We start from the raw sequence: 23,297 nt of genomic DNA, 5'->3' as shown, positions 1-23,297 counted from the left end.
GCAGGATCAGACGCGCATGTCGCGTACGCGCTGCTGGGCGCGCCGGAAGCGGTCCTCGATCTCCTGGTTGTCGAAACGCGGCATGGCCTGATCCGGCTCGGGATCCTTCAGCACATAGCGGGTGCCGCAATAGCTGCAACGGGCTTCGCCGCTGCGATGGATGGGCAGGTAGACGCGCGGGTGGGCATTCCACAGTTTCATCTCCGCTGTCGGGCACGACAGCGGAAGGTCTTCCCAGCAAACTTCGAGTACCGCCTCGGAGCATGCGGCTTCCTGCGCTTCCTGCTTGCGTTTGGCAACCATGGCCGTGAACCTCCGACAGAGAAACTGATATTGATTGCCCATGGTAACCCGGGCCCGTGCTGCCAAAGGTTTTCAACGTTCCGGGTCATGCCCGCGATTCCTCGACATTCCAGTGGGATCATCATAACATGCACAACATATGCATTTATTGTTGGGAGGATAATACCCGTCATGTCCGCGCCAGCCACCGATGATCTGTCAAACCGGCTGATTCACCTGCTGGGTGCCGATGCCGTGATGGGCGCCGACGACGATATCGAACGCTATGTCCACGAGCCCAGGGGTCGCTACCGGGGGCAGCCGCTTGCGGTGGTGCGCCCGGGCAGCACTCAGGAAGTGGCCGCCGTTGTAGCCCTGTGTCGGGATGCCGGTGTGGCGATCGTGCCCCAGGGCGGCAATACCGGACTGGTCGGGGGTGCTGCGGCCGGGCTCGGGCGTCGTGAGCTGATCGTCTCGCTGGAACGCATGCGGGCCGTTCGCGAGCTCGACCCCGAGGGCGCCACGATGGTGGTGGAGGCCGGTTGTCCGCTGGCCCGCGTGCGCGAGGCTGCCGCCGGTGCCGGTCTCATGTTTCCGCTTCACCTGGCCTCGTCCGGCACGGCCACCATCGGAGGCAATATCGCCACCAACGCCGGCGGCCACATGACGGTTCGCTACGGCAATACCCGCCGCCAGGTGCTGGGGCTGGAAGTCGTGCTGGCCGATGGCAGCATATACAACGGTCTGACGGCATTGCGCAAGGACAACAGTGGCTATGATCTCAACCAGCTGTTCATCGGTTCGGAGGGCACCCTGGGCATTGTGACGGCCGCGTCGCTGGCACTCGTCCCCGCCCCGCGACAAAGCCTCACCACCCTGGTCGGACTGGCCGAACTGACAGATGCCCTGGCCCTGCTGCGCCTGCTGCGCAATCGCCTGGGCGAAACCCTGTCGGCTTTCGAGCTGATGCCGAGGCTGGCCATGGACTACGTGCTGGCCGACCTGCCCGATGTGCATGATCCTTTCGGTCAGCCCCATGCCTGGTACGTGTTTGCCCAGGCCGACAGCGCCGTGGCCGGAGACTGGCTGCGCGAGGCCTGCCTGGCGGCGCTGGAGCTGGCCGACCTGGAGGGGCTGACGCGTGATGTCATCGTGGCTGGCGGCGATGCCCAGGCCGAACGGCTCTGGCAGCTGCGCGATGCCGTTCCCAGGGCCCAGAAGCGTGGCGGCGTGAGCCTCAAGCACGACATCTCAGTGCCGGTGGCCGCCATTCCCGCCTTTATCGAGCAGGCCACGGCTGCCCTGGCCGAGGCGGTGCCCGGCATCCGGCCGTGTGTGTTCGGTCACGTCGGTGACGGCAACCTGCATTTCAATCTCAGTCAGCCCGAACACATGGGGGCGGACGCGTTTCGGGCCACCGAGCCGGAGTGCAACCGCATCGTGTTCGACCTGGTGCAGAAGCACCATGGATCGATCGCCGCCGAGCATGGCATCGGCCGACTCCGGCGTGACGAACTGGCCCGGCGCGCCGACCCCGTCAAACTGAAACTTCTTGGCCGGCTCAAGCAGTGTCTTGACCCGGATGCCCTGTTCAACCCGGGAAAGGTAGTGGATCAACACCATGACTCGTGACGTCCCTTCGAGTGTTGTTGTCATTGGCGCCGGCGTGGTCGGTGCGACCACCGCGTTGGCACTGGCCGAGCGCGGCGTCGAGGTCACCCTGGTCGATCGCCATCGCCTGGCCGCCGCCGACACCAGTCATGCCAACGGCGGAGGTGTCACCCCGGCTCATGCCGAGCCCTGGAATGCGCCGGGTTTGCTGGGCAAACTGGTGCGCAACCTCGGCCGCGCCGATGCACCCTACCGCCTGGCACCCACGGCGCTGCCCGGCATGGGTCTGTGGGGGTTGCGTTTTCTGGCCAACATGCGCCGCGAACGCTTTGTCCACAATGCGCGTTGCAACATCCGCCTGGGGCTGTATTCGCTGGAGTGCCTGCGCCAGTGGCGGGAACGCTACGACCTGGCCTACGACCAGACCCTGTCGGGTTCGATGCAGGTGTATTTCTCGCGCGAGATCCTGGCCGAGGCGGTGCAGTTCCGGCGCGAGCTGCTGCAGGGCTGGGCCCCGGTGGAAGCAGTGGGAGTCGACGAGGCCATCGCCCGCGAACCGGCGCTGGCGCCGATCCGTGACCGGCTGGCCGGCGCCATTGTCTTCCCGGACCACGAGTCGGGTGATGCCCGGTTGTTCAGTCAGCTGGCTGCCGAAACCGCGGGCGCCCGGGGGGCAAGACTACAGTTCGGCCAGACCATCGAGTCGATCGAGACCGAGGACGGCGCGTTTCGCGCCGTGGTCACCGATCAGGGCCGCATTGCGGCCGATGCCTGTGTGCTGGCCGCCGGTCCGGATTCCGCGGCCCTGGCGCGTCCGCTCGGTCTGCGCCTTCCGATCTACCCGGTGCGCGGCTACTCGGCCACGTTCGAGGTCGAGCACAGTGAACATCTGCCGACCCTGCCCATGCTCGACACCGCCAGTCGTTTCGTGACCGTGCGGCTGGGTGAGCGCAAGTTCCGGATTGCCGGGCTGGCGGATTTTGCCGGCGGCAAGCGAACCATCGAGTCGCGTCGGATCGACAGTCTGCTGGCCGGCGCCCGCCGCCTGTTGCCCGAGCTTTCGGAGGTGCTTCGACGCGAACGCGCCGAACTCTGGGCCGGGCTGCGACCGGTCACGCCTGACGGCGTGCCGCTGATCGATTCGACCCCCGTGCGCGGGCTGTATCTCAACACCGGCCACGGACCCATGGGCTGGACCATGGCCTGCGGATCGGCCCAATTGCTGGCCGCCCGGTTGACCGGGGAGCCACCGGCCATCGAGGCGCAGCCCTATGGTTTGGCGCGCCTCTGAGCGAATCGGTCAGTCGATATCAACCGGCGGATCGAGGTCGTCGGCCCAGTTCTCCGGAGGCTCGGGAAATTCCGCCAGCCACTTCTCCAGTGCCCTGACATGGCCGGCTTCTTCCTCGGCAAACTCGCGGGCCAGGGCCCGGACTGCGTCCAGTTCACTGCGCCGGGCCATGTCGTCGTAGAAGGCAAAAGCGCCCTGTTCGGCCTGCAGCGCCAGCTCCAGGGCGTGATAGGGCGTCATCATGTAGTGCGCCGATTCCAGGCGCCCGCTTTCCGGACTTTCATTGCCCGGCCATTCGAATTCCCATGGCTTGAGGTCGGGCAGACCGTTGGCATGCTGCTCGGCATGCGAAACGGCCTCGGCCCGGTGCATGTCGGAATACTCCGCCATCTTGCGAAACAGGGCTTCGACCTCGGGGTTGTTGTGCACGGCCATGGCATCGGCCAGTTCCCGGTAGCGGGTCGCGGCCTCGTCCTCGAGGACGACGGCGTGGGCGAGAAAGCAGCCCAGGTGGCTGGTTGGCTTCATGTTTTCACCCCGAATTGATCCTGGATGGCCTGAACCGTGGTCTCCTCGGCCCGGGCACTGGCGTGGCAGGGGCGGGGTGCGCGGTACAGCGTGCCGGTGGTAAAGCCGTCGTCGTCGGCCAGTGCGGCAAACGCGGCGGCACGATTGTCGGTGGCCTCGAAGCCGGCGTGGACGCGCTTCTTCCAGCCCAGCTGGTCCGGGCGAAAGGTGATGCACGGGCTGAGGATCTGAACAAAGGAAAAGCCTCTGAACGACAGCGCCTCGGCCATGGTCCGGGCCAGGTCGTTGGGGCTGTTGGAAAAGGCGCGCGCGATATAGGGGGCGCCGGCGGCCAGGGCGATTTCCAGCGGCTGCAGCGGTGGCTGGCCGGTGCCCTGTGGAGACAGCTTGCTGCCGGTCCAGTCGCACTCGGTGGTCGGCGAGGCCTGTCCCTTGGTCATGCCGTAAACCGTGTTGTCCATGACCAGGTAGGTCATGTCGACGTTGCGACGGCAGGCATGCAGAAAATGGTTGCCGCCGATGGAAAAGCCGTCGCCGTCGCCACCGGTGGCGATCACCGTCAGGTCGGGCCGGCTGATGGCCAGTCCGGCCGCCAGGGGCAGGGCGCGCCCGTGCACACCGTGAAAGCCGTAGACGCTGGTGTAGGCCGGAATGCGCGAAGAGCAGCCGATGCCGGCAATCATGGCCACGTTTTCCGGCTGCAGTTCGAGTGCGGCCATGGCCTTGGTGAGTGCGTTGAGCACACCGAAATCTCCGCAGCCGGCACACCAGACCGGCTTGTAATCGGACTTGAAGTCCTTGTGTCCCAGAATACTGATCTGCTTTTCCACGGCCGAACTCATGCGGCTTCCTCCAGGCAGAGTGATTGGATGGCACGGGCAATCTCGCCGGGGCCGATGTTGAGCGGGCCGGGCCGTGCCAGCACGCGGGTGTGTGCCGGCAGGTCGATCAGTGATCTGAGGTAGCGATGGAACTGTCCGCCATGGCTCTGCTCGACGATGAGCAGTCGCTTGACTGGTGCCAGCGCTTCTTCAAGCGCGCCGGTATCGAGCGGGCTGAGCAGGCGTATCGAGACCAGCCGGACGGACTGGCCCTTGGCGCGCAGGCGGGTCACGGCTTCTCTGGCGGCCAGCGTGGTCGAGCCCCAGGTCAGCACCGCGGTGTCACCGTCGCCTTCGATGTCGGCCCACTGCTTGCCGAAGTCGAAAGCCTGCAGCTTGCGACGACGCTTGTCGAGCTGGCGGCGGTGGTCGCTGCCGCTGGCCGAAGGACGGCCGGATGCCATGTGACTCAGGCCGGTGGCGGTGTACTCGCCCCCGGCCATGCCCGGCAGCGACATGGGCGATATACCGTCGCTGCTGTCGGCAAAACGCCGGAAGGACTCTCCCGTATCCGTGGTCAGCTTGCGCTGGGCCTGCCAGCGGGCCGGCGGCGGTGACGGAATGGCCGCCCGGCCCTGGCCCAGGCGCTGGTCGCTCAGGACCACGGCGGGAGTCTGTAGCGCTTCTGCCAGGTGTACGGCCCATTCCGTGGTGCTCACGCAGTCGCCAATACTGTTGGGTGCCAGCACCAGGCGCGGTGCATCGCCGTGGGCGCCATGAATCGCGATGTTCAGATCGGCCTGTTCGGAGCGGGTCGGAATGCCGGTGGAAGGCCCGCCGCGCATCACGTCCACCACCACCATCGGAATCTCCGCCTGACTGGCCAGTCCCAGGGCCTCGACCATCAGCGAAAAGCCGGGGCCGGAGGTTGCCGTGATGGCCGGCACGCCGCCGAACGAGGCGCCCAGGCACATATTGATCGAGGCCAGTTCGTCTTCGGCCTGTACCAGGGTGCCGCCGACAGCCGGCAGGTGGACAGCCAGCCATTCCTGGATCTCGGTCGAAGGCGTGATGGGGTAGGCGGCGCAGAAGCGAACACCGGCACGCAGCGCGCCCAGGCCAACGGCTTCATTGCCGCTGATCAGCCAGCGCTCCCGAGCCGCACCGGCGGCGGGCAGGGTTTGCGGCAGTTCCGGCAGCTCACGGGCCTGCGAGAAACCGAGTTGCAGTCCGGCAATGGCTGCATCGACCAGGCGTGCGCCCTTGCTTTCCAGAATGCCCCGCACGGTGTTCTCGGTCCTGGCGTTGTCCAGGCCGATCCAGTGGCTCAGCAGGCCCACGGCAATGGTATTGGCGCGTGTTCCACGGTGGTTCTTGACCAGCTCGCTTAACGGAACGTCCAGCACCCGTGCGCCGGATGTGCGGACCCATTCGGGTGCCTGGCCCTGCCCGGGGTCGGCGATGATCCGGCTGTTGGCATCCAGTATGAGTTCGTCGGCAAAGCGTTCGGCCTTGTTCCAGTCGATGGCCAGCAGGACATCCAGGCGATCATCCTGGCATTCGACCGGCTCACTGGACAGTCGCAGGATGGCTGCCGCCTCGCCACCACGAATCTGCGGTCCGGTCGCGCGCGTCATCAGCCCGTACAGACCGCAGGCCGCGGCTGCATCCAGCAGGGTCTGGCCGGCGGTCATCACGCCGGCGCCGCCGCTACCGATCAGGGCCAGGGAGAGAGAATCGGAGGACATGCGCATCCACTAACCTGTATATCAAATACATTTATTGTACCATCGACCCGGTTCTCAGGCCGGCTCGAACTGATCAGGTCCCGAATCATGTCATGTCGGCAAGCGTCGGGATTTGACCTGGCGCATGGAATGATGACCCGGTCGGTCATAAAGTCTGGCCATTCACGTGTCGGTCCGGCAGGAGAGAGAGTTGCCCTATCAGGATCTCAGAAGCTTTGTTGCGGCCCTTGAGCGCCGTGGTGATCTGGTTCGGGTCGACCAGCCGGTCGATCCCGTGCTCGAGGCCACGACCCTGGCCCACCAGGTCCAGTCCGCCGCGGGCCCGGCACTGTTTCTGGAGCAGCCCACCGGCAGTATCCATCCCCTGTTGCTCAACCTGTTCGGTCACCGCCGCCGCATCGAAGCCGTACTGGGCGACCGACCGGTCCGTGATTTCGGTGAGCTCGGTGAACTTCTGGCGCGCCTGCAGCAACCGAGGCTGCCGCGCTCGATCCGCAGCGCCCTGGCCGACTGGCCGGAGCTGGGCCAACTGGCGCTGGTCTCCCCCAGGCGAGTCAAACGGGCCGCATTTGATGACTGCGTGCAGGAAGGGCCGGATGTCGATCTCGAGTCATTGCCCATTCAGCACTGCTGGCCGGCAGATGCCGGGCGCCTGATCACCCTGGGCCTGGTCGTGACCCACAACGACCGGCTGGCACGCAGCAATATCGGCATCTACCGGCAGCAGCTGCTGGGTCGAAACCGGGTGATCATGCGCTGGCTGGCCCATCGTGGCGGCGCCCAGGATCTTGCCCAGTGGCAGCAGGACCGCCCGGGCGAACCTTTTCCGGTCGCCGTGGTGATCGGTGCCGATCCGGCCACCACCCTGGCGGCCGTCGCCCCGGTGCCCGACACGCTCTCGGAGTTCCAGTTTGCCGGTCTGCTGCGCGGCGCACGCAGCGAAACCGTGACCACGACCCTGACGGGCCTGGAGGTGCCGGCGGGAGCCGAGATCGTGCTGGAAGGCCATATCCACCTTGATGACTTTGCCGAAGAAGGGCCGTTTGGCGATCACACCGGACATTACAACGCCCGTGGGCTCTACCCGGTGCTGACGGTTGATCGCCTGTCGATGCGAGACGGCGCCATTTACCAGGGCAGTTTCATGGGCAAGTCCCCGCATGACGAGCCATCGGTGCTCGCCAGTGCGCTCAATGACCTGTTCGTGCCCATACTGCGCGGCATCTTTCCCGAGATCCATGATTTCTACCTGCCGCCGGCCGCCTGTTCCTATCGCATTGCCCTGGTGTCGATCGACAAGCGCTACCCGGGTCATGCGCGGCGTGTGATGATGGGGGTATGGTCGTACCTGCGCCAGTTCACCTACACGAAGTTCGTTGTCGTGGTCGATGCCGACATCGATATTCGCGACGGCAACGAGGTGCTGTGGGCGCTGGCCAATCATGTCGATCCGGTACGCGACTCGATGATGGTCGAGCGTACCCCGGTCGATGTACTGGATTTTGCTTCCGCCGAGGCCGGCATGGGCTCCAAGCTGGGCATCGACGCCACCCGCAAATTGCCGGGCGAAATTCATCGCCGCTGGCCCGAAGCCATTGTGCCCGACCCCGAGGTGGAACGCCGGATGTCCGAACTGGCCCGGCAGATCGTGGCCTGATCAGGCCGCGCCGGTCACCGGTGCGGCCGGCCGAATGGCCGGTGCACGACACACCCGGTTGCGCCCGTCCTGCTTGGCCTGGTAGAGCGCCTGGTCGGCACGCTCGATGACTTCGTCCGGCTCCTGTGCCCCCTCATGCTGGGCCACGCCGATGCTGATCGTGACCGGAATGGCATGCCCGTCGCACTGGAACGGTTCATCGGCCATGTACTGACGTATCTTCTCGGCCGCAATGGCTGCCTGATCGGCATCGCACTCGGTCAGCAGGATCAGGAACTCCTCTCCCCCCCAGCGTGCAATACGGTCTTCGGTTCGAACAACGGCGCGCATTCTCCGGGCCGTTTCCTGCAGGACCAGATCGCCGACGGCATGGCCGTAGCGGTCGTTGACGGTCTTGAAGTGGTCGAGGTCGGCCATGAGGATGGAATAGGGTGTGCCGTGTCGCCGCGCGCGCGCGGTTTCGCTGTGGAGCTGCGGTTTGATGTGGCGCCGGTTGCTCAGGCCGGTGAGCGGGTCGGTGGCCGCGTGCTCGGCCAGTTTCTGGTTGGCCAGAAAGGCATCCAGCCAGGTGCGATACAGCAGTTCGGCGCCAATGGCGGCGATCAGGAACATCATCAGAGGGTCGAACATGACCGTCATGACCTCCAGCGCCGGGTACCCCCGGGCTTGAAGCATGGCCAGCAGGGCAACAAAGGGCAGTCCGAAGAAAACCAGCAACTCTCGCCAGCCCTTCAGTGAAAACAGGGTCACGGCGAAGGTGGAGATGATGATGCCGCGCAGCATCCGATCAACCTGGGTGCCATCATTCATCCAGTGCACGGCAAAAAGGCCGAACATCATGCTCATTACCGCCAGGGCCAGCAGGCGCAGCAGGACAGGCGCACCATGAGCGTCGCCGCGAATGCTGCACCAGGCCAGTGCAAAGACGGCGACGAGCAGGGGCAGTGAACGCCAGGCGGCATGTGCCGCCCAGTGTTCGGGCACCGCGCCGATCAGGAAGAACTCCTGAAGCTGGTAGGCCGGCACCACCAAGATGACCAGCCCGGAGGCGGCAATCAGCATCTGCCGGGCGAGCTGCTGGTGATACGTCGCCAGAGCCAGGCTTTGCTGTTGATTCAGTTCGGGGCGTTTCGGAAGCATGGGCCGGGCCGGATGGAGCGGGTATGCAGTTCAGTCTAAGCGATGTGCCGGGCCACGTTATTGTGACGGATCAACTTCGTGCCCAGACTCGTGGCCTGCCGGCGCGGCCCTTTCCACCCGCCGTCTCCGGGATACGGACCTTGATGATGGTCAAGGAAATTTCGTCCGGGGAGTCGCACACTTCCACTGCTGCCATCTCCGATGCTCGACATGAAACTGGTTTGTCCGGCCGGCTCGCTGCCCGCCCTTTACGAAGCCGTCAACAACGGCGCCGACGCGGTTTATCTGGGTTTTCGCGACGCCACCAATGCACGCGCCTTTCCGGGCCTGAATTTTTCCGATCGCGAGATCGATAAGGGCCTGGCCCATGCCCGGTCCCGGGGGTGCCAGGTCTACGTGGCGCTCAATACCTATCCCACATCCGATCGCCTCGACCAGTGGTACTCGGCGGTCGATCGTGCCGCCGATCTGGGCGTGGACACCCTGATCATCGCCGAAATGGCGGTGATGGACTTTGCAGCCCGCAAGCATCCCCATATTCGCCGGCACCTGTCGGTGCAGGGATCGGCCACCACCCCGGCCGCACTTCGTTTCTACCATGAGCAGTTCGGCATATCCCGGGCCGTGCTGCCGAGAGTGCTGGCCATCGGGCAGGTCGAGCATCTGGCCGGGCAGTCGCCGGTGGAGCTGGAGGTCTTTGCCTTTGGCAGCCTGTGCATCATGGTCGAAGGTCGCTGTCAGCTGTCGAGCTACGTCACTGGCAAGTCGCCCAACGTTGCCGGTGTCTGTTCACCGGCCGAATTCGTCCAGTGGGAAGATACGCCGGCGGGCAAGACGGCTCGTCTGAACGGCGTGCTGATCGACCGTTTTGCCGCCGATGAGCCGGCCGGCTACCCAGTGGTGTGCAAGGGTCGTTACCGGGTTGGCGGGCAGACTTTTCATGCCCTGGAAGAGCCCACCAGCCTCAATACTCTTGAACTGCTGCCCCGGCTCAAGGCCATGGGCATTGCCGCCGTCAAAATCGAGGGGCGCCAGCGCAGCCCGGCCTATGTCGGAACAGTGACCCGTATCTGGCGACAAGCCATCGATCGCCTGGAGGCTTCGCCGCAAGCCTCGGTCAACGAGCAAGAATGGCAGCAGGAACTGACCCGGCTTTCCGAGGGCCACCAGGTCACGCTGGGCCCCTACCAGAGGGCCTGGCAATGAAACTGTCTCTGGGCCCCCTGCAGTATTTCTGGCCGCGCGAAAAGACGCTGGACTTCTACCGGGCCATGGCCGGTCAGCCACTGGACACCATTTATCTTGGAGAAACGGTCTGTTCGAAACGGCGCGAGCTCAGTCTGGATGACTGGATGCGCCTGGCGCGCGATCTGCATGCGGCCGGACACGAGGTAGTGCTGTCCACCCTGACGCTGATCGAGGCGGCCTCCGAGTTGTCGGCCTGCAAGCGTATCGTTGGCAACGGCAGCTTTCCGGTCGAGGCCGGTGATCTGTCGGTCGTGGAACTCTGTCGACAGGCCGGGTTGGATTTCGTTGCCGGCCCCGGGGTCAATACCTACAATCACCAGGCCGCGCGCATTCTCATGCGCGCGGGCATGCGTCGCATGGTGTTGCCGGTGGAACTGGGCCGGGAGCAGCTTGAATCCATGAAGGCCGGGCTACGCGAGGACGGCGGGGAGCTGCCGGAGTTCGAAGTGCTGGCTTACGGGCGTATCCCCCTTTCGCATTCGGCACGCTGTTTCACGGCCAGGGCGGTGGGGCGCGGCAAGGACCAGTGCCAGTTCGAGTGCATCCATCATCCCGATGGCCAGCGGGTCAGAACCCGGGAGGATCAGCCCTTTCTTAACATGAACGGCATACAGATCCAGAGTGCCGGCATTCAGGATCTCTCCTCCCATGTGCAGGAACTGGCCACAGCCGGCGCCGACATTCTGCGCATCTACCCCCAGGACAATGACATGGAAAAGACCATTGAGCGCTTTGTTCAGGCGCTGTCCGGGGAACCGGTCACAGCGTCGGCCGATTCGGTCGGTGGCTACTGGCGGGGCGCGCCCGGCATGGCCGACTGAAGGTTCTCAGAAACGGTAAGTCAGCCCGACTTCGAAGTTGCGCTCGGGGCCGGCGTAGATGCCCTGGCGCAGTCCAGCGATATAGCGCCTGTCGGTGAGGTTCCTGACGGCACCGAAGACGTTGAGGTGCTGGCTGAAGTCGTAGTTTGCCGTGAGGTCGACAGTGTAATAGCTCGGTATCAATCCACCCATATGATTGAGCGGGTCGATCTCCGTGCGGTTCATCCCATCCCCGAACACCTCGTCGGTGTAATTCAGCAGCACGGCGGACTTCAGCCCGCCTGTTCGATAGCTCAGGGTGAGATTGGCGGTCCAGTCTGGTGAGTAGGCCAGGCGATTGCCTTCCTCCGCTTCACCGGGGCGATCTTCACCGAATTCGGCGGTCGGGATCCAGGTCAGGTTGCCGTTGATGCCGAAACCGTTGCCGAACTCGTAGCCGGCAGAGGCCTCCATGCCCTGAATCAGGGCGCTGCCCTCATGCGGCGGCCGGATGCCGGAAATGCCCGGATCCACCTGGTTGGAAAAATCCATGCGGAAGGCGGTGAACTCATAGGTGAACGAGCCACTGCCACCGCGCATGCCGAGATCCACATTGACTGATTTCTCGGCCTCGGTGGGGACATCATCGGAGCCGACTACGCTGCCGACCAGGGGCGGTGCAAATGCAATGTATACGCTGCCATAGAGCTGCGTGGAGGGGTTGACCTGGAAGGTGGCGCCGAAGCCGGGCAGCCATTCGGTATTGCTGAAGCTGTCCACGCGATCGACCGTCTGCTGCAGGTCCTTGCGTTCCTGCTCGTAGGTTTCCACGCGCAATCCCGTCGTGACCGACAGTCGCTCGCTGACGTCGAAACGGTTCTGGGCATACAGCGCCAGGCTGTCGGCGGAATCCAGTCGGTTGCGACGCAAGGCTGGCTGGCCCGGTCCCGAGTCCAGAGAAACCGGGTCGCGAGGGGCAGCCCGGGTCGCCCGGGGACGGGTGTCGTGCATCTCTTCTTGCATGAATCGCAGGCCGAACTGGGCCTCGTTGTCGACACCCAAGGCTTTGTGGTTCACGAACAAGCGGGATTCGAAACCCACCCGCTCGAAATCGCGGTTGCGGCCCTCCAGGATGTCGGTAAAGTTCCACACGGTCAGGCCCTCGGCGTTGGTGGTCGTGCCGTCAACATTGAACCGCCAGTAATCACGGCTCATCTCGCTCCAGAAGGCCACGGTCTGCAAGCGCATATCGTCACTGATGTTCCATTCGTGGTTGACATCGAAGGCCCGGCGGTCGGTCAGGAAGTAGTCATCCGGTGCGGGGTTGAAGGTGGCACCGGCCTCGAAGGCATCCTCGAAGTAGCCGCGGTAGGAGATGTTGGCGTCATTTTCGTAGTAGGATAATTTCACCCCGACAAAATGATCGTCACCGAGCGCGCTGCCGGCCTTGACCATGACATCGGTCATGTCCCAGCCCTTGTCCATCCAGCCATCGCTTGTACCGCGGGTGGCCATGATGCCGAACTGGGATTCACGGGAAGCCGAGCTGCCGCCCAGTTCCACGGTGGCCTCGCGCGTGTTCCAGGAACCGACCCGGCTCGAAATCACCAGGCCATCATCGGGAGTCCGGGTCAGGTAGTTGATCACGCCGCCGATGTTGTTCGGGCCATAGCGCAGTGATGAGGCGCCCTTGAGCACCTCGACTCCTTCCATGCGCTGCACGCGCGGGTTGTAGTAGCGGGCGTTGCCGACAAAGATTCCGGGCTGGATCGGGACCCCATCCTCCAGCACCAGGGTCTTGTAGTCTCCGGCCGGCAGACCGCGCACGCCGAAGTTGGTCACCACCGCGCTGTCTTCCTCACGCTTGATGTAGATGCCGGGCACGCGACGGAGAAGGTCCTCGGTCGAGCGTGGCTGGATCTGTTCGATATCCTCTTCGGAAATCTCGTAAACGGCCCCCGGGGTGGTGGACAGGGCGGTCAGCGTCGGGGCAACGACGCGTATACGCGGCAGCTCAATCGAAGCGGCCTCCTGGAAGGTACGTTCTCCGGCGCCATCGGTATCTACGGCGGAATGGGTCAGGCCGGTGGCGAGCAGGGTGGCGGCGGAAATCACCACGGGCAGAGCGTTATTGTTGTGCGTTCTTTTCGACATATGAGGTACACGTTGGTTCAAATAGGAATCGATATTGTAATGAGAGTCACTCGCATTTACAACACCAAGTATTCCCTTAAACCTCCGGATCGTCATGATCCGGTGCTTACCCGAGATTCCAGGAGCGCTCCGGGGGCATGGATGGGCACGGCAACCTGGTTGCCGGTTGATCGGCCGCTCGCCGTAATGCGCCGTCGATACAGTCGGTGACTAGTGGGTCATGCCTGCTGACGCCGCGACGGGCGGCACGGATCTGCGCTTACATGTCGCGCAGGTGATGCGCGTTGCGTACCAGGTGCAGCTTGTCGTGGTTTTCCAGTGCGGCGAGATTCTCGAACAGTTCGCGAATCTTTTCGTTGTTGGTCTGCTCGGCCAGCTGAGTGTAGATTCCGACGATATGCTCATGGAATTCCACCACCCGGGAGACCGCCTGTTCGATATTGTCGGCGTGCGCCAGCGCCACGGCCTCCTGTTCCAGGTCGGGCAGCTCGATCTCGGGGGCACGGTCGAACCAGGTTGCCAGTACACCGTCGGGGGAGGCTTCCTCGAACTTCACGATGGCGTCTTTCAGGCGCGCTTCGTGGTCTGCCAGGTAGTCGACTACCAGCTTGAGACGAGCCCTCTCGGGATTGTCAGCAACCTTCCTGGCCAGGTCTCCCAGCTGCTTGTGCAGCTCGGCAGTCCAGTCGAGCACATCCTTTACCGTCTTGTAGCGCATCCGATCCTGTCTTTGGCTTCGGTGGGGAACCGAAGTTTACCAAGGACTGGCGCCGGGGGCACGGTCCGGAACGGTGAGTGACTAAGAAACTTCCCCACCGGCGGCCATCGTTTCCAGGGCCTCCGAATCGACGATTCGAATGCGGCGGTTGTCGACCTGGATGAACTCACGGCTTTCGAAACCACACAGAGTGCGCGATACCGTTTCCGGCGCCATTCCAAGGTAATGAGCCAGGTTGCGCCGGGAGACCGGCAGGTCAATCCGGGTCGGGCAGCCAATGTCACGACCCTGGCGTTGTGCCAGGTCGAGCAGAAATCCGGCCATGCGGCGTTCGCTGTGGTGGCGCTCCAGTTCAAGTCGTCGGGTCAGCCGACCGATCTCGCGGTACATGCCCATCAGCAGCGTGTGAACCGAATCATCGGTACTGCCGGCATCAATGGAGGTTGCCACGTGCAACAGGGGCTGCAGGCTGCAGACATCCAGTGCAATCACCCCGCGGTTGGCCGGAGCGCCAAGGGCTGCGTCGAACCCGAGTACGTCGCCGGGGCCATGTATTTCGAGAAACTGCTCTTCGCCGTCCCGGTGAATCACATAGCTTTTCAGCGAGCCGCTGCGTACCACGTAGGCGTGCTTGAGCTGTTCGCCGGCGTGAAAGAGATGTTCGCCTTGCTGCAGGAGACGGCGTGTGGCGAAATGTTTTTCGGTCCCGGTACTCCAGTGTCGGGACGACGTGACAGCACGATGAGGAGCCGGCTTGTGTCGCTGCGGATTCAGGCCCATGTCGACGCTCCTCTGTGTTCACTGTCGAAACAGACTAGCGCTGACAGGCAGAGCTGCCAATGAGGGGATCCCCGTACGACTGATGTCTACATACCTGCCAGGTTAACCTACTGCATGCGTGGTCCGGGCTGCAGGGTACAGACCTGTTCCACGGCCCGGATCCATTCCGATGGGGTAATCGGCTTGGACATGACCTTAGACACGCCCGCACTGCTGGCCCGGTGGGCCAGGTCACCATCAGGCCACGCGGTCAATGCCAGCGTGGGGATATTGCGGTTGTGCGATTGAAGCCACTCGGCCAGCTCCGCGCCGTTCATCTCCGGCATCTGCAGGTCGATCACCAGGCAGGCCGGGCGTACCTCGGCTTCCTCGGACCAGTCGAGAAACTCCAGCGCCGAGGCGAAGGCCGTTACATTCCAGCCCCTGAGCTCGGCCAGTGTCACCAGGGAGGCACGCACGGCATCATCGTCTTCGACGATGATGATCGGCGGTTTTCCGTAGGCAAACCCTGCGTGTTCCATCAACCGTAACCCTGGAATGGTCGTCATGGGACAATATTGGAGCATGCCGGGCCAGACATGGAGGTGATGGGAGTCAAGTAATCAGTCATCGAGGAAGCGCTCCAGTCGGACCAGGTCGGCCGCGCTTCGCAGCGCCAGCTTGCGCATCACCCGGCCCCGGTGAACTTCGACGGTGCGTTCGCTGATTCCCAGTTCCTGGCCAATGATCTTGTTGGGCATGCCACGAGCGGCGAGACAGGCCACCTGGCGTTCACGTTCGCTTAGTGTCAACAGCCGTGACTGAAGCGCCTGCTCTTCCTGACGGTGCGCCAGTCGCTGTCGGTGTTGTGCCATGGCCGATTCGATCCGCTCCAGCAACTGGCCGTGATCAAATCCGGTCTTCTCGAAAAAGTCGTAGGCGCCTTGCTTTAGTGCCTGCACTGCAGCAGGTACATCGGCATGGCCGGTCAGGAAGATGACTGGCAGTTCTGCATCCCTGTTCCTGATCTGGTGGTGTGCGTCGATGCCACCGAGTCCCGGCATGCGCAAATCCAGCAGAACGCAGGCGGGTCCGCCTGGCCAGTCGGAGTCCAGGAAACTTTCGGCACTGGCATGCGTGACGGTTGTGTAGCCGGCGACTTCCAGCAGTGATTCCAGAGACAGGCGAACACCATCGTCATCGTCCACGATGACCACTGTTGCCGAAGTCTCCCGGGCGCGAGTCATGACGCCGGTGGACTCAGTGGAAGCCACATAGTAAATACCGCGCCTCCCGTGGGCCGATTGCTTGCTTCCAGGCATCCGCCATGACGGTCGACAATGGATCGACAGATGGCCAGGCCCTGTCCGAGGCCTTCGCTCTTGGTCGTGAAAAACGGGCTGAACAACTGCTGCATGGCGTCCTCGGAAATACCAGGGCCATTGTCCATGATCTCGATCTGGCAGCCCTCGTCCAGGCCTTGTGCACGAATCTGCAGGATTCGATCTTTGCTGGATTCACGCATGGCATCGATGGCGTTCTTGGACAAATTGAACAGCACTTGCTCAACCTGGATTCGATTGACCTGCCATTGGTCGGGCGCCTGATCCATGTCGATTCGAACGTCGATACCCGCCACTTCCAGTTCGTGAATCAGCAGCTTGCGTACGTTATCCACCAGCTTGGCCGGTTGGCAACTGACCAGCTCCTCGGGTTGCCCCTTGCGAAGGAAGGAGCGCAGCTGATCGATGATTCCGCGGGCCCGTTCGCCCTGACAGGCGATCTGCTCGAGCATGTGCCGCAACCGTGCCAGGTCCACTTCACCTCTCTCGCTGAGCATCTGGCAGGCTTCGACTGAAGCCGCAATGGCCGTAAGCGGCTGACTCAGTTCGTGCGTCAGGCCCGAGGTGACCTCGTTCATGGCCGAAAGCCGGGTCACGTGGGACAGTTCGGCCAGGTGTTCGCGGGCTTGCCGTTCGGCCCGCTTGCGAGCGCGAATGTCGCGGGTGAAGCCGACAAAGATATGTTCCCGGTCGCGGATCTCGGCCACGGCCAGTTTGAGGTCGATCGGGGAGCCATCCCGGTGCAGACCCGTGACCTCCCTGGCGCTGTCAATGATGCGGGCCTGGCCACCAGACAGGTAGTTCGCGAGATAGCCGTCATGGTGGTTGCGGTCCATCTCGGTCATGAGTATGCCGACATTGCGGCCGATGACTTCTCTGGCGCTATAGCCGAACATCTCCTCGGCGGCCGGATTGAAGCTCTGGATGATTCCATCGGGGTCGATGGTGATGATGCCGTCAAAAGCATGATCGACAATGGTCTTGCTGCGACGCAGTTCTTCGGCGAGCTGCTCGCGCAGGCGGTTCTCGGCAGTGATGTCGACGGCCAGGATGTAAAAGCCGTCGACCTGTCCGTGCTCATCGTAAGAGGGGATGTAGTTGCCGTGTATGAAGCGGGTTCCGCCTCGGGCATAAGGCACTTTGCCGTGAGGCGTGGCGCTTTCTCCGGCCAGTGCCTGCGCAAAGCGCGGCCCGAGCGTGGCAAAAGCGGCCTCACCGATGATTTCCCGGACATGTCGCCCGTGCTGTGCGGCGGGGTCCAGGCCAAACCATTCCCGGTAGCCGTCGTTGGCATAGAGCACCCGGCAATTGCAGTCGATCTGGGCGATCAGTACAGGCAGCGAGTCCAGCAGGTGTTCCAGCCGGACTTCCGCGTGCCGACGCTGCCGTCTGGCGCGGTCTTCTGCGCTGATGTCTATGCCGGTTGCCAGGATGCAAGTAGACTTGCCATCGCCGCCCGTGAGCAACCGGTTGCGCCAGCGGATGAGGTGTCTTTGGCCGTTGCGTCCCACCCAGTGATTGGTGAACTCCCTGCCGCCGGTTCCCGATACCAGTGCCTCTGCCACGGCGCGGACCCTGTCGGCCTGATCGGCGGGAATCAGAGTCTCCCAGATCGATCGCCCGATGATCTCCCCGGCGGCATGCCCGGTCAGTTCCTCGCAGGCCCGGTTGAACAACAGGATTCGACCTTCGGCATCAAGCATGACCACCAGCTGACCGGAAATGTCGAGCAGCGCATCGAGCAAGTCCGAGGCGGCCACATCATGTAAGGACCCGCTGGGGGAGGTCGGCACGGTCATCAGGAGTCCCGGGGGAATCAACGCATACGTCACCGTATGATACCGAATCCATGCGGTGCGCTGATCCTGATGTCGCGGGCCGCCTGAGGCGGCAGGCGTGTTGCGGGCCCAGAATGCTGACCACCCGCGCGCAGCGCCGGGTGGTCAGCCGGACGTGCCGACCAGGAATCAGGCGGAGTGGCGTTGTGACGTCGACTCGCGCATGGTTCTCGCCGCCGCGACCAAGTGGGTCAGGGCCTGTTCAACCTCGGGCCAGTCGCGGGTCTTGAGGCCGCAGTCCGGGTTGACCCACAGGCGATCGCGGTCGATCACGCTGGCGGCTCTTTCAAGCAGCCGGGTCATCGCTTCGCTCGACGGCACACGTGGCGAGTGAATGTCCCAGATACCCGGGCCGATCTCGTTGGGGTAGTCGAAATCCACGAAGGCATCGAGCAGTTCCATGGCCGAGCGCGAGGCCTCGATCGAGATGACATCGGCATCCAGCGCCGCGATGGCGGGCATGATGTCGTTGAACTCGGAGTAGCACATGTGGGTGTGGATCTGCGTACTGTTGCCGGCCACGGACGTGGCCAGCCGGAAGCTGCATGTTGCCCAGTCCAGGTAGTCGTCGTGGTCGGCCCGCCGCAGAGGCAGGCCCTCGCGCAGGGCCGGTTCGTCGACCTGGATGGCCCGCGCCCCGGCCGATTCCAGATCCGCCACCTCGTCGCGCAGTGCCAGTGCGATCTGCTGACAGGTATCCGAGCGCGGCTGGTCGTCGCGTACAAACGACCATTGCAGCATGGTGACCGGGCCGGTCAGCATGGCCTTGACGGGACGCCGGGTACACGACTGCGCATAGCGTAGCCATTGCGTGGTCATGGCCTCGGGTCGCCGGACATCACCGAAGATGATCGGTGGCTTGACGCAACGCGAACCGTAGGATTGCACCCAGCCATTGTCGGTGAAGGCAAATCCCTCGAGCTTTTCGCCGAAATACTCAACCATGTCGTTGCGCTCGAACTCGCCGTGGACCAGCACGTCGAGTCCAATGCGTTCCTGAAACTCGATGGCATGGTCGATCTGACGTTCGATGAAAGACCGGTAGGTCGCATCGTCGATGTCACCCCGGCGCCAGGCTGCCCGGGTGCGCCGGACTTCCATGGTCTGTGGCAGCGAGCCGATGGTCGTGGTCGGAAAGCCAGGCAGGTTCAGGTGGGCCTGCTGCACCTTGCGTCGCACGGGGTAAGAGCTGTCGCGAACCACGTCGTCCGGCCCGACTGCGGCCAGTCGTTGGGCAACGGCAGTGTTGTGAATTCGGTCGGAGCTGCTCCGGGCATGCAAGGTCCGACGACTGTCCTCGAAGGTGCTGCGTGCCTGATCTCCTTGACCGTTCAGTGCTCGGGCCAGGGCACTGATCTCCTCAAGCTTCTGGCGGCCGAAGGCCAGCATGGCAGCCAGTTCGTCATCGAGATGCCGTTCCAGTGACAGGTCCACCGGAACATGCAGCAGGGAACACGATGGCGCGATCTGCAGAGGGCGTTGGCCAAGTAACTCCCGGGCCTGTTCGAGCAGCTCCAGTGTCGCGTCGAGGTCGCTGCGCCAGATGTTGCGTCCGTCGACAACCCCCAGCGACACGGTCTGGTCGGGATGCAGCTCCGCGGCCAGTTCGTCGAGATGGTCATTGCCGCGTATGCGATCCAGGTGCAGACCTGCGACCGGGAGTCTGCAGGCCAGATGCCGGTTGTCGCGCAAGCCTTCGAAGTAGGTGGCCAGCAGCAGTCTGACCCCGGACCCGGCCAGGCCGTCGTAGGCTTGCTGAAACGCGTCTCGGGCCGATTCATCGAGATCCATCGCCAGAAAGGGTTCGTCGATCTGAACCCAGTCGGCCCCTGCAGCGACCAGGCGCTGGAGCAGCTCGCGGTAGACGGGCAGCAGGCGCTGAAGCAGATCAAGTGGGCGGCACGGCTCGTCACGCAGCTTTCCCAGTAACAGGAAACTCACCGGCCCGATCAGCACCGGTCGTGTGTGGATGCCGAGTTCCCGCGCCTCAAGGAACTCGTCGATGGCCTTGCTGGATGACAGGCTGAAGTGCTGGTCGTGGCAGAACTCCGGCACGATGTAGTGGTAATTGGTATCGAACCACTTGGTCATTTCCATCGCCGGCGCCTGGTCGGTGCCCCGCGCCATGGCGAAGTAGGTGGTCAAATCCTTACCATCGCCAATATCGGCGAAGCGCTCGGGTATGGCGCCGAGCATGGCGATCATGTCCAGCACCTGGTCATAATAGGAAAAATCATTGGACGGAATGACGTCCAGGCCGCATTCGGCCTGCAATGACCAGTGCCTTTTTCTTAACTCGCGACCGATGTCTTTCAGCTCGCCGTCTTCCAGCCGCCCCGACCAGTAGCCTTCAGTGGCTTTCTTGAGTTCGCGGCGTGCGCCAATGCGTGGAAAGCCGAGATTAGTTGCTTGTATCGTCATGGGGTTCTCCGTAGTGCTGATGGTGCCGGATTCTGCCCCGGGCATTCGGGGTGGTTTGCGCTCCGGCAATGGTTTCCAGAAGCACCAGCAGACGACGGTTGCGAGGTGTCGCCAGGATTGGGGAGATATCGCGACGCAATGCGGCCAGCAGCCGGCGGGCGGCCGGGACTGTTCCGGGTGAATCCGGCTGCAGGAACAGCCAGGCCAGGATCAGGTCTTCCGCATCGGCATCAGCGAAATCGCCATGCAGTGCCCGCAGCAATACATCCTCGCGGTCGTCGCGTGAGGAACCATTCGGCCACCGGGCCGCTTGCTGTCGGGACAGTCCATCGGGCTCACCGGGCGCGCGGCGCGATGCCAGCGTGTCCACTTGCCGAGATTGCCGGGACGCGTTCGATCCGAACCCGTCGCCGTTTGACGGAGACTTCATGCATGCACCTCCACCAGCCCTCCGCTGGTTGTTTCGGGTTTGACGTGATGGCAGGTCTCCTGGCTCGTGGTGTTTGGAGCAGCTCCGCCTTCCCATCCGGCCGAGGGGGTCGACCGGTCAGTGGCGTCATGGAGCGCCCGAACCACTTACAGTTGCGGGGGCAGCTTCGGAATAGCCGGAATGGTTGCCGGCGCACCGAATTCCCTTTTCATCCCAGGCCGGCAATGTGCCGCCGGACATGAGAACCATCACGGTCAGTATAGGGCATCTGCGAGCAGCAGTTTGGGCTTTGGCTTACGCCCGGAACGCACCACACGGTCGGCGGCTTTTTAGGCAGAAACGCCCTCCGCGCAGAGTTACTCAGAGGCTCCCCAATCGTTGGACGACTTGGTAGTGCGGGGGCCCTGCAGCGTGACGGCATTGACCCAGCCCTTCTCAATGGCGCCGGCCAGATCCGTCTGCAACGTTTGGCCAACCGTTTCCAGCGACACTTCCAGGCCGAGAACTCCAACGGCCTGGTTGCGGCCCTGGGTCTTGCCCATGTACAGCGCCAGATCGGCAATCTGCAGCGCCTTTTCCCAGCCGATATTGTGTTCTTCGGCTCCGGCGAGGGGCAAGGTGACAAAGCCGCCGGTTGCGGTGACCTGGACTGACCTGCCGTCGTGAACAACCGGCTGCTCACCAATGGCAGACAGCACCTTCCGCGCGTAACCCGGCAGGCAATCGGGATCCATCTGGCGCAGATACATCAGCAACTCCTCTCCGCCCCATCGCACAACCATGTCCGATTCGCGGGTCAGTGCTTCCAGTCTGCGGGCTAACTCCACCAGCACGGCATCTCCGGTGCTGTGGCCGTGCCGGTCATTGATGCGCTTGAAGTGATCCACATCCAGCAGCAGTATGGCATCCGGGAGATCGTCGTCACGGCGATCCGTGGCCGTTTCGCTGCGATCAAGCATCCTTTCATGGAACAGGCGCCGATTGAGCAGGCCGGTCAGCGGATCATGCCGCGACTGGTATTCCAATTGCCGGTTGGCCACCTTCAGGCTGCGGTTGGCCTGCCGTGCCGCACGCCAGGCCAGCCAGAGCAGTACCAGACCCATCAGTACGACCAGCACGAACAGTATGGCGATGCGCTGCTGCAAACGCTGGTTCTCGATCATTTCTTCCTGAAGTGCATTGCGTTGCTCGAGCAGTTCGATCTGCGTGGCCTGCTCCTGCGCCTCGTAGCGGGTCTGAAGTTCGCTGAGGCTGCGTTCCCGTTCGCTGCGAAACAACGCCTCGTTCAGACTGCGCTGCTGCTTCAATACCGAAATGGCTTGCGGGTAGTGCGCGGCTTCCTGATAGGCGCGGGCCACGTAGTCGAGCAGGGCCGAAAACTGCGAACGGGTGTACTGCGCTTCAAGCCGCTCTTTCGCATCTTCCAGGCGAGCCAGGCCATCATCGTGCTGCCCCTGCATGACGGCGATGTAGCCCAGGTTGAAATCCAGCAGGTCTGCCGTGACTTCTGCCTCCTGTTCGCGAGCTTCGATCAGTGCTTCCTGCATGATGGCTTTCGCTTCATCGTAGCGGCCCAGGTGCACCAGGGCCGAGCCGATGTTGTTCATGCTGTTGAGAACCACGCTGGCCTGGTCGTACTCCAGGGCCAGCTTCCATGCCTGTTCATGCGTGTGGATGGAGTCATCGAACCGTTCCAGGTGATTCTCCAGGTAGCCGCGAAAGAGCAGTAGTTCGGGGATGGAATGATCGATGCCGATTTCAGTGGCCTGCTCGATTGCGCGCTCCACCATGTCCAAAGCCGTCTCGTGGTTGCGCAGCTCGGCCTGAAGATAGGCCATGTTGACGTTGAGAAACTGCCTGCGCAGCGGCGAGCGTGGGTCGTCCGATTCCAGCTGAGCGTCGTGGGCGGCCAGAAAATGCGCCATGGCCTCCTCGAACTGACTGACCTGGCGCAGCAGTCTTCCCAGTACATTGTGCACGTAGTAGCGCACGCGCGGGTCGCGAACCTCGGTCAGTGTCTGCTCGGCCCGGGGCGCCAGCAGCAAGGCCTCTGAAAGCTCCCCGGTGGCCATCAGTGCTTCCATCCGAAAGCCCAGCGCTTCGCTCAATGCCTGGATGTCGTCGTCGTTTTCGGCAACCTCGATGAGGGTTTGCGCCGTGATCTCCGCGGCATCCAAATCGCCATGAAAGACCTGGTGCAGGACAAGATATCCCAGTGCACGAACCTGAGTTGCGGCCGGCGTGGTTTCGGTGAAGTCATCGATGATGGCACGGATGGCCGAGTGACTGGTTTCGCGGTCGGTGTCCGGTCGATCCAGCAGCAACAGGTAGTCGTCCAGCCTGGACTCCAGTGCATATTCCCCATCATCGGACATGGCCGCAATACTGCAACATAACGCCAGTGCCAGACCTGTCAACTGCCAGAGTCTCTGCCAGCAAGTGTTCGATCCGTCCGTCATGTATTCTCCGCCTCCTGGCGAATTCAACCCGTCATTCTAGCTGGAACGA

Annotated in this window: 19 protein-coding genes and 1 riboswitch; of the genes, 5 read left to right on the top strand and 14 right to left on the bottom strand. The window is 63.2% G+C overall.

Annotated features, from left to right (window positions below; all coding sequences use genetic code 11):
* Positions 1 to 6: 6 nt before the first annotated feature.
* On the bottom strand, positions 7 to 303 hold the full coding sequence (locus IC757_RS15990; protein ID WP_190975270.1) for a zinc-finger domain-containing protein: 297 nt from the start codon (positions 301 to 303) through the stop codon (positions 7 to 9).
* A 171-nt stretch (positions 304 to 474) separates the two neighbouring features.
* On the opposite strand from IC757_RS15990, the gene IC757_RS15985 reads away from it, so the two are divergent.
* Together IC757_RS15985 and IC757_RS15980 are read left to right on the top strand one after the other, a co-directional pair.
* On the top strand, positions 475 to 1,914 hold the full coding sequence (locus IC757_RS15985) for an FAD-binding oxidoreductase (RefSeq protein WP_190975269.1): 1,440 nt from the start codon (positions 475 to 477) through the stop codon (positions 1,912 to 1,914).
* The gene (locus IC757_RS15980; protein ID WP_190975268.1) at positions 1,904 to 3,184 is read left to right on the top strand and encodes an FAD-dependent oxidoreductase; all 1,281 of its coding nucleotides are present in this window, start codon (positions 1,904 to 1,906) and stop codon (positions 3,182 to 3,184) included. The genes IC757_RS15985 and IC757_RS15980 overlap by 11 nt, the downstream gene beginning before the upstream one ends.
* A gap of 9 nt (positions 3,185 to 3,193) precedes the next feature.
* Here the strand turns inward: IC757_RS15980 and IC757_RS15975 are convergent, their stop codons facing one another.
* Genes IC757_RS15975 through IC757_RS15965 form a run of 3 tightly spaced genes read right to left on the bottom strand, consistent with a single transcriptional unit; the run spans position 3,194 to position 6,281 of the window.
* Positions 3,194 to 3,712, bottom strand: a complete 519-nt coding sequence (locus IC757_RS15975) for a ferritin-like domain-containing protein (RefSeq protein WP_190975267.1) — start codon at positions 3,710 to 3,712, stop codon at positions 3,194 to 3,196.
* Positions 3,709 to 4,554 carry a thiamine pyrophosphate-dependent enzyme gene (locus IC757_RS15970; protein ID WP_190975266.1) on the bottom strand — a complete coding sequence of 282 codons (846 nt, stop codon included), beginning with the start codon at positions 4,552 to 4,554 and terminating at the stop codon, positions 3,709 to 3,711. The genes IC757_RS15975 and IC757_RS15970 overlap by 4 nt, the downstream gene beginning before the upstream one ends.
* Positions 4,551 to 6,281: a 2-oxoacid:acceptor oxidoreductase subunit alpha gene (locus tag IC757_RS15965; RefSeq protein ID WP_190975265.1), complete on the bottom strand. Its 1,731-nt coding sequence runs from the start codon at positions 6,279 to 6,281 to the stop codon at positions 4,551 to 4,553. The genes IC757_RS15970 and IC757_RS15965 overlap by 4 nt, the downstream gene beginning before the upstream one ends.
* 190 nt (positions 6,282 to 6,471) lie before the next feature.
* Here IC757_RS15965 and IC757_RS15960 point away from each other — a divergent pair, with 190 nt between their 5' ends.
* Complete coding sequence (locus tag IC757_RS15960; RefSeq protein WP_190975264.1) at positions 6,472 to 7,938, top strand: UbiD family decarboxylase; 1,467 nt, start codon at positions 6,472 to 6,474, stop codon at positions 7,936 to 7,938.
* Here IC757_RS15960 and IC757_RS15955 read toward each other — a convergent pair whose 3' ends face one another.
* Positions 7,939 to 9,078, bottom strand: coding sequence for a sensor domain-containing diguanylate cyclase (locus IC757_RS15955; RefSeq protein ID WP_190975263.1), 1,140 nt, complete (start codon positions 9,076 to 9,078; stop codon positions 7,939 to 7,941).
* Between the two features lie 210 nt (positions 9,079 to 9,288).
* On the opposite strand from IC757_RS15955, the gene IC757_RS15950 reads away from it, so the two are divergent.
* Together IC757_RS15950 and IC757_RS15945 are read left to right on the top strand one after the other, a co-directional pair.
* A complete protein-coding gene (locus IC757_RS15950) occupies positions 9,289 to 10,284 on the top strand; it encodes a peptidase U32 family protein (RefSeq protein ID WP_190975262.1) in 996 nt (331 codons plus the stop codon).
* Positions 10,281 to 11,147 (top strand): U32 family peptidase, encoded by an 867-nt coding sequence (locus IC757_RS15945; RefSeq protein ID WP_190975261.1) that lies wholly within the window; start codon positions 10,281 to 10,283, stop codon positions 11,145 to 11,147. The genes IC757_RS15950 and IC757_RS15945 overlap by 4 nt, the downstream gene beginning before the upstream one ends.
* Before the next feature lie 6 nt (positions 11,148 to 11,153).
* On the opposite strand, the gene IC757_RS15940 is transcribed toward IC757_RS15945, so the two are convergent.
* The 9 genes from IC757_RS15940 to IC757_RS15900 form a co-directional block, all read right to left on the bottom strand.
* The gene (locus tag IC757_RS15940) at positions 11,154 to 13,280 is read right to left on the bottom strand and encodes a TonB-dependent receptor family protein (RefSeq protein WP_190975260.1); all 2,127 of its coding nucleotides are present in this window, start codon (positions 13,278 to 13,280) and stop codon (positions 11,154 to 11,156) included.
* A 259-nt stretch (positions 13,281 to 13,539) separates the two neighbouring features.
* Positions 13,540 to 13,998 (bottom strand): hypothetical protein, encoded by a 459-nt coding sequence (locus IC757_RS15935; RefSeq protein WP_190975259.1) that lies wholly within the window; start codon positions 13,996 to 13,998, stop codon positions 13,540 to 13,542.
* 81 nt (positions 13,999 to 14,079) lie between these two features.
* On the bottom strand, positions 14,080 to 14,778 hold the full coding sequence (locus tag IC757_RS15930) for a Crp/Fnr family transcriptional regulator (protein WP_190975258.1): 699 nt from the start codon (positions 14,776 to 14,778) through the stop codon (positions 14,080 to 14,082).
* A gap of 107 nt (positions 14,779 to 14,885) precedes the next feature.
* Positions 14,886 to 15,326, bottom strand: coding sequence for a response regulator transcription factor (locus IC757_RS15925; RefSeq protein WP_190975257.1), 441 nt, complete (start codon positions 15,324 to 15,326; stop codon positions 14,886 to 14,888).
* A 54-nt stretch (positions 15,327 to 15,380) separates the two neighbouring features.
* Positions 15,381 to 16,004 (bottom strand): response regulator transcription factor, encoded by a 624-nt coding sequence (locus IC757_RS15920; protein WP_190975256.1) that lies wholly within the window; start codon positions 16,002 to 16,004, stop codon positions 15,381 to 15,383.
* Positions 16,001 to 17,899 (bottom strand): PAS domain-containing sensor histidine kinase, encoded by a 1,899-nt coding sequence (locus tag IC757_RS15915; protein ID WP_190975255.1) that lies wholly within the window; start codon positions 17,897 to 17,899, stop codon positions 16,001 to 16,003. The genes IC757_RS15920 and IC757_RS15915 overlap by 4 nt, the downstream gene beginning before the upstream one ends.
* Positions 17,900 to 18,067: 168 nt before the next feature.
* Complete coding sequence (gene metE / locus IC757_RS15910; protein WP_190975254.1) at positions 18,068 to 20,359, bottom strand: 5-methyltetrahydropteroyltriglutamate--homocysteine S-methyltransferase; 2,292 nt, start codon at positions 20,357 to 20,359, stop codon at positions 18,068 to 18,070.
* The gene (locus IC757_RS15905; protein WP_190975253.1) at positions 20,340 to 20,789 is read right to left on the bottom strand and encodes a hypothetical protein; all 450 of its coding nucleotides are present in this window, start codon (positions 20,787 to 20,789) and stop codon (positions 20,340 to 20,342) included. The genes metE and IC757_RS15905 overlap by 20 nt, the downstream gene beginning before the upstream one ends.
* A gap of 31 nt (positions 20,790 to 20,820) precedes the next feature.
* Positions 20,821 to 21,054: riboswitch (cobalamin riboswitch) on the bottom strand.
* A 91-nt stretch (positions 21,055 to 21,145) separates the two neighbouring features.
* Entirely contained in the window at positions 21,146 to 23,248 is a 2,103-nt protein-coding gene (locus tag IC757_RS15900) for a diguanylate cyclase domain-containing protein (RefSeq protein WP_190975252.1), read from the bottom strand.
* Between the last annotated feature and the right edge of the window lie 49 nt (positions 23,249 to 23,297).

This window comes from Wenzhouxiangella sp. AB-CW3, from assembly GCF_014725735.1.
Taxonomy (GTDB): domain Bacteria; phylum Pseudomonadota; class Gammaproteobacteria; order Xanthomonadales; family Wenzhouxiangellaceae; genus Wenzhouxiangella.
This window is presented reverse-complemented; position numbering and strand designations above follow the sequence as displayed.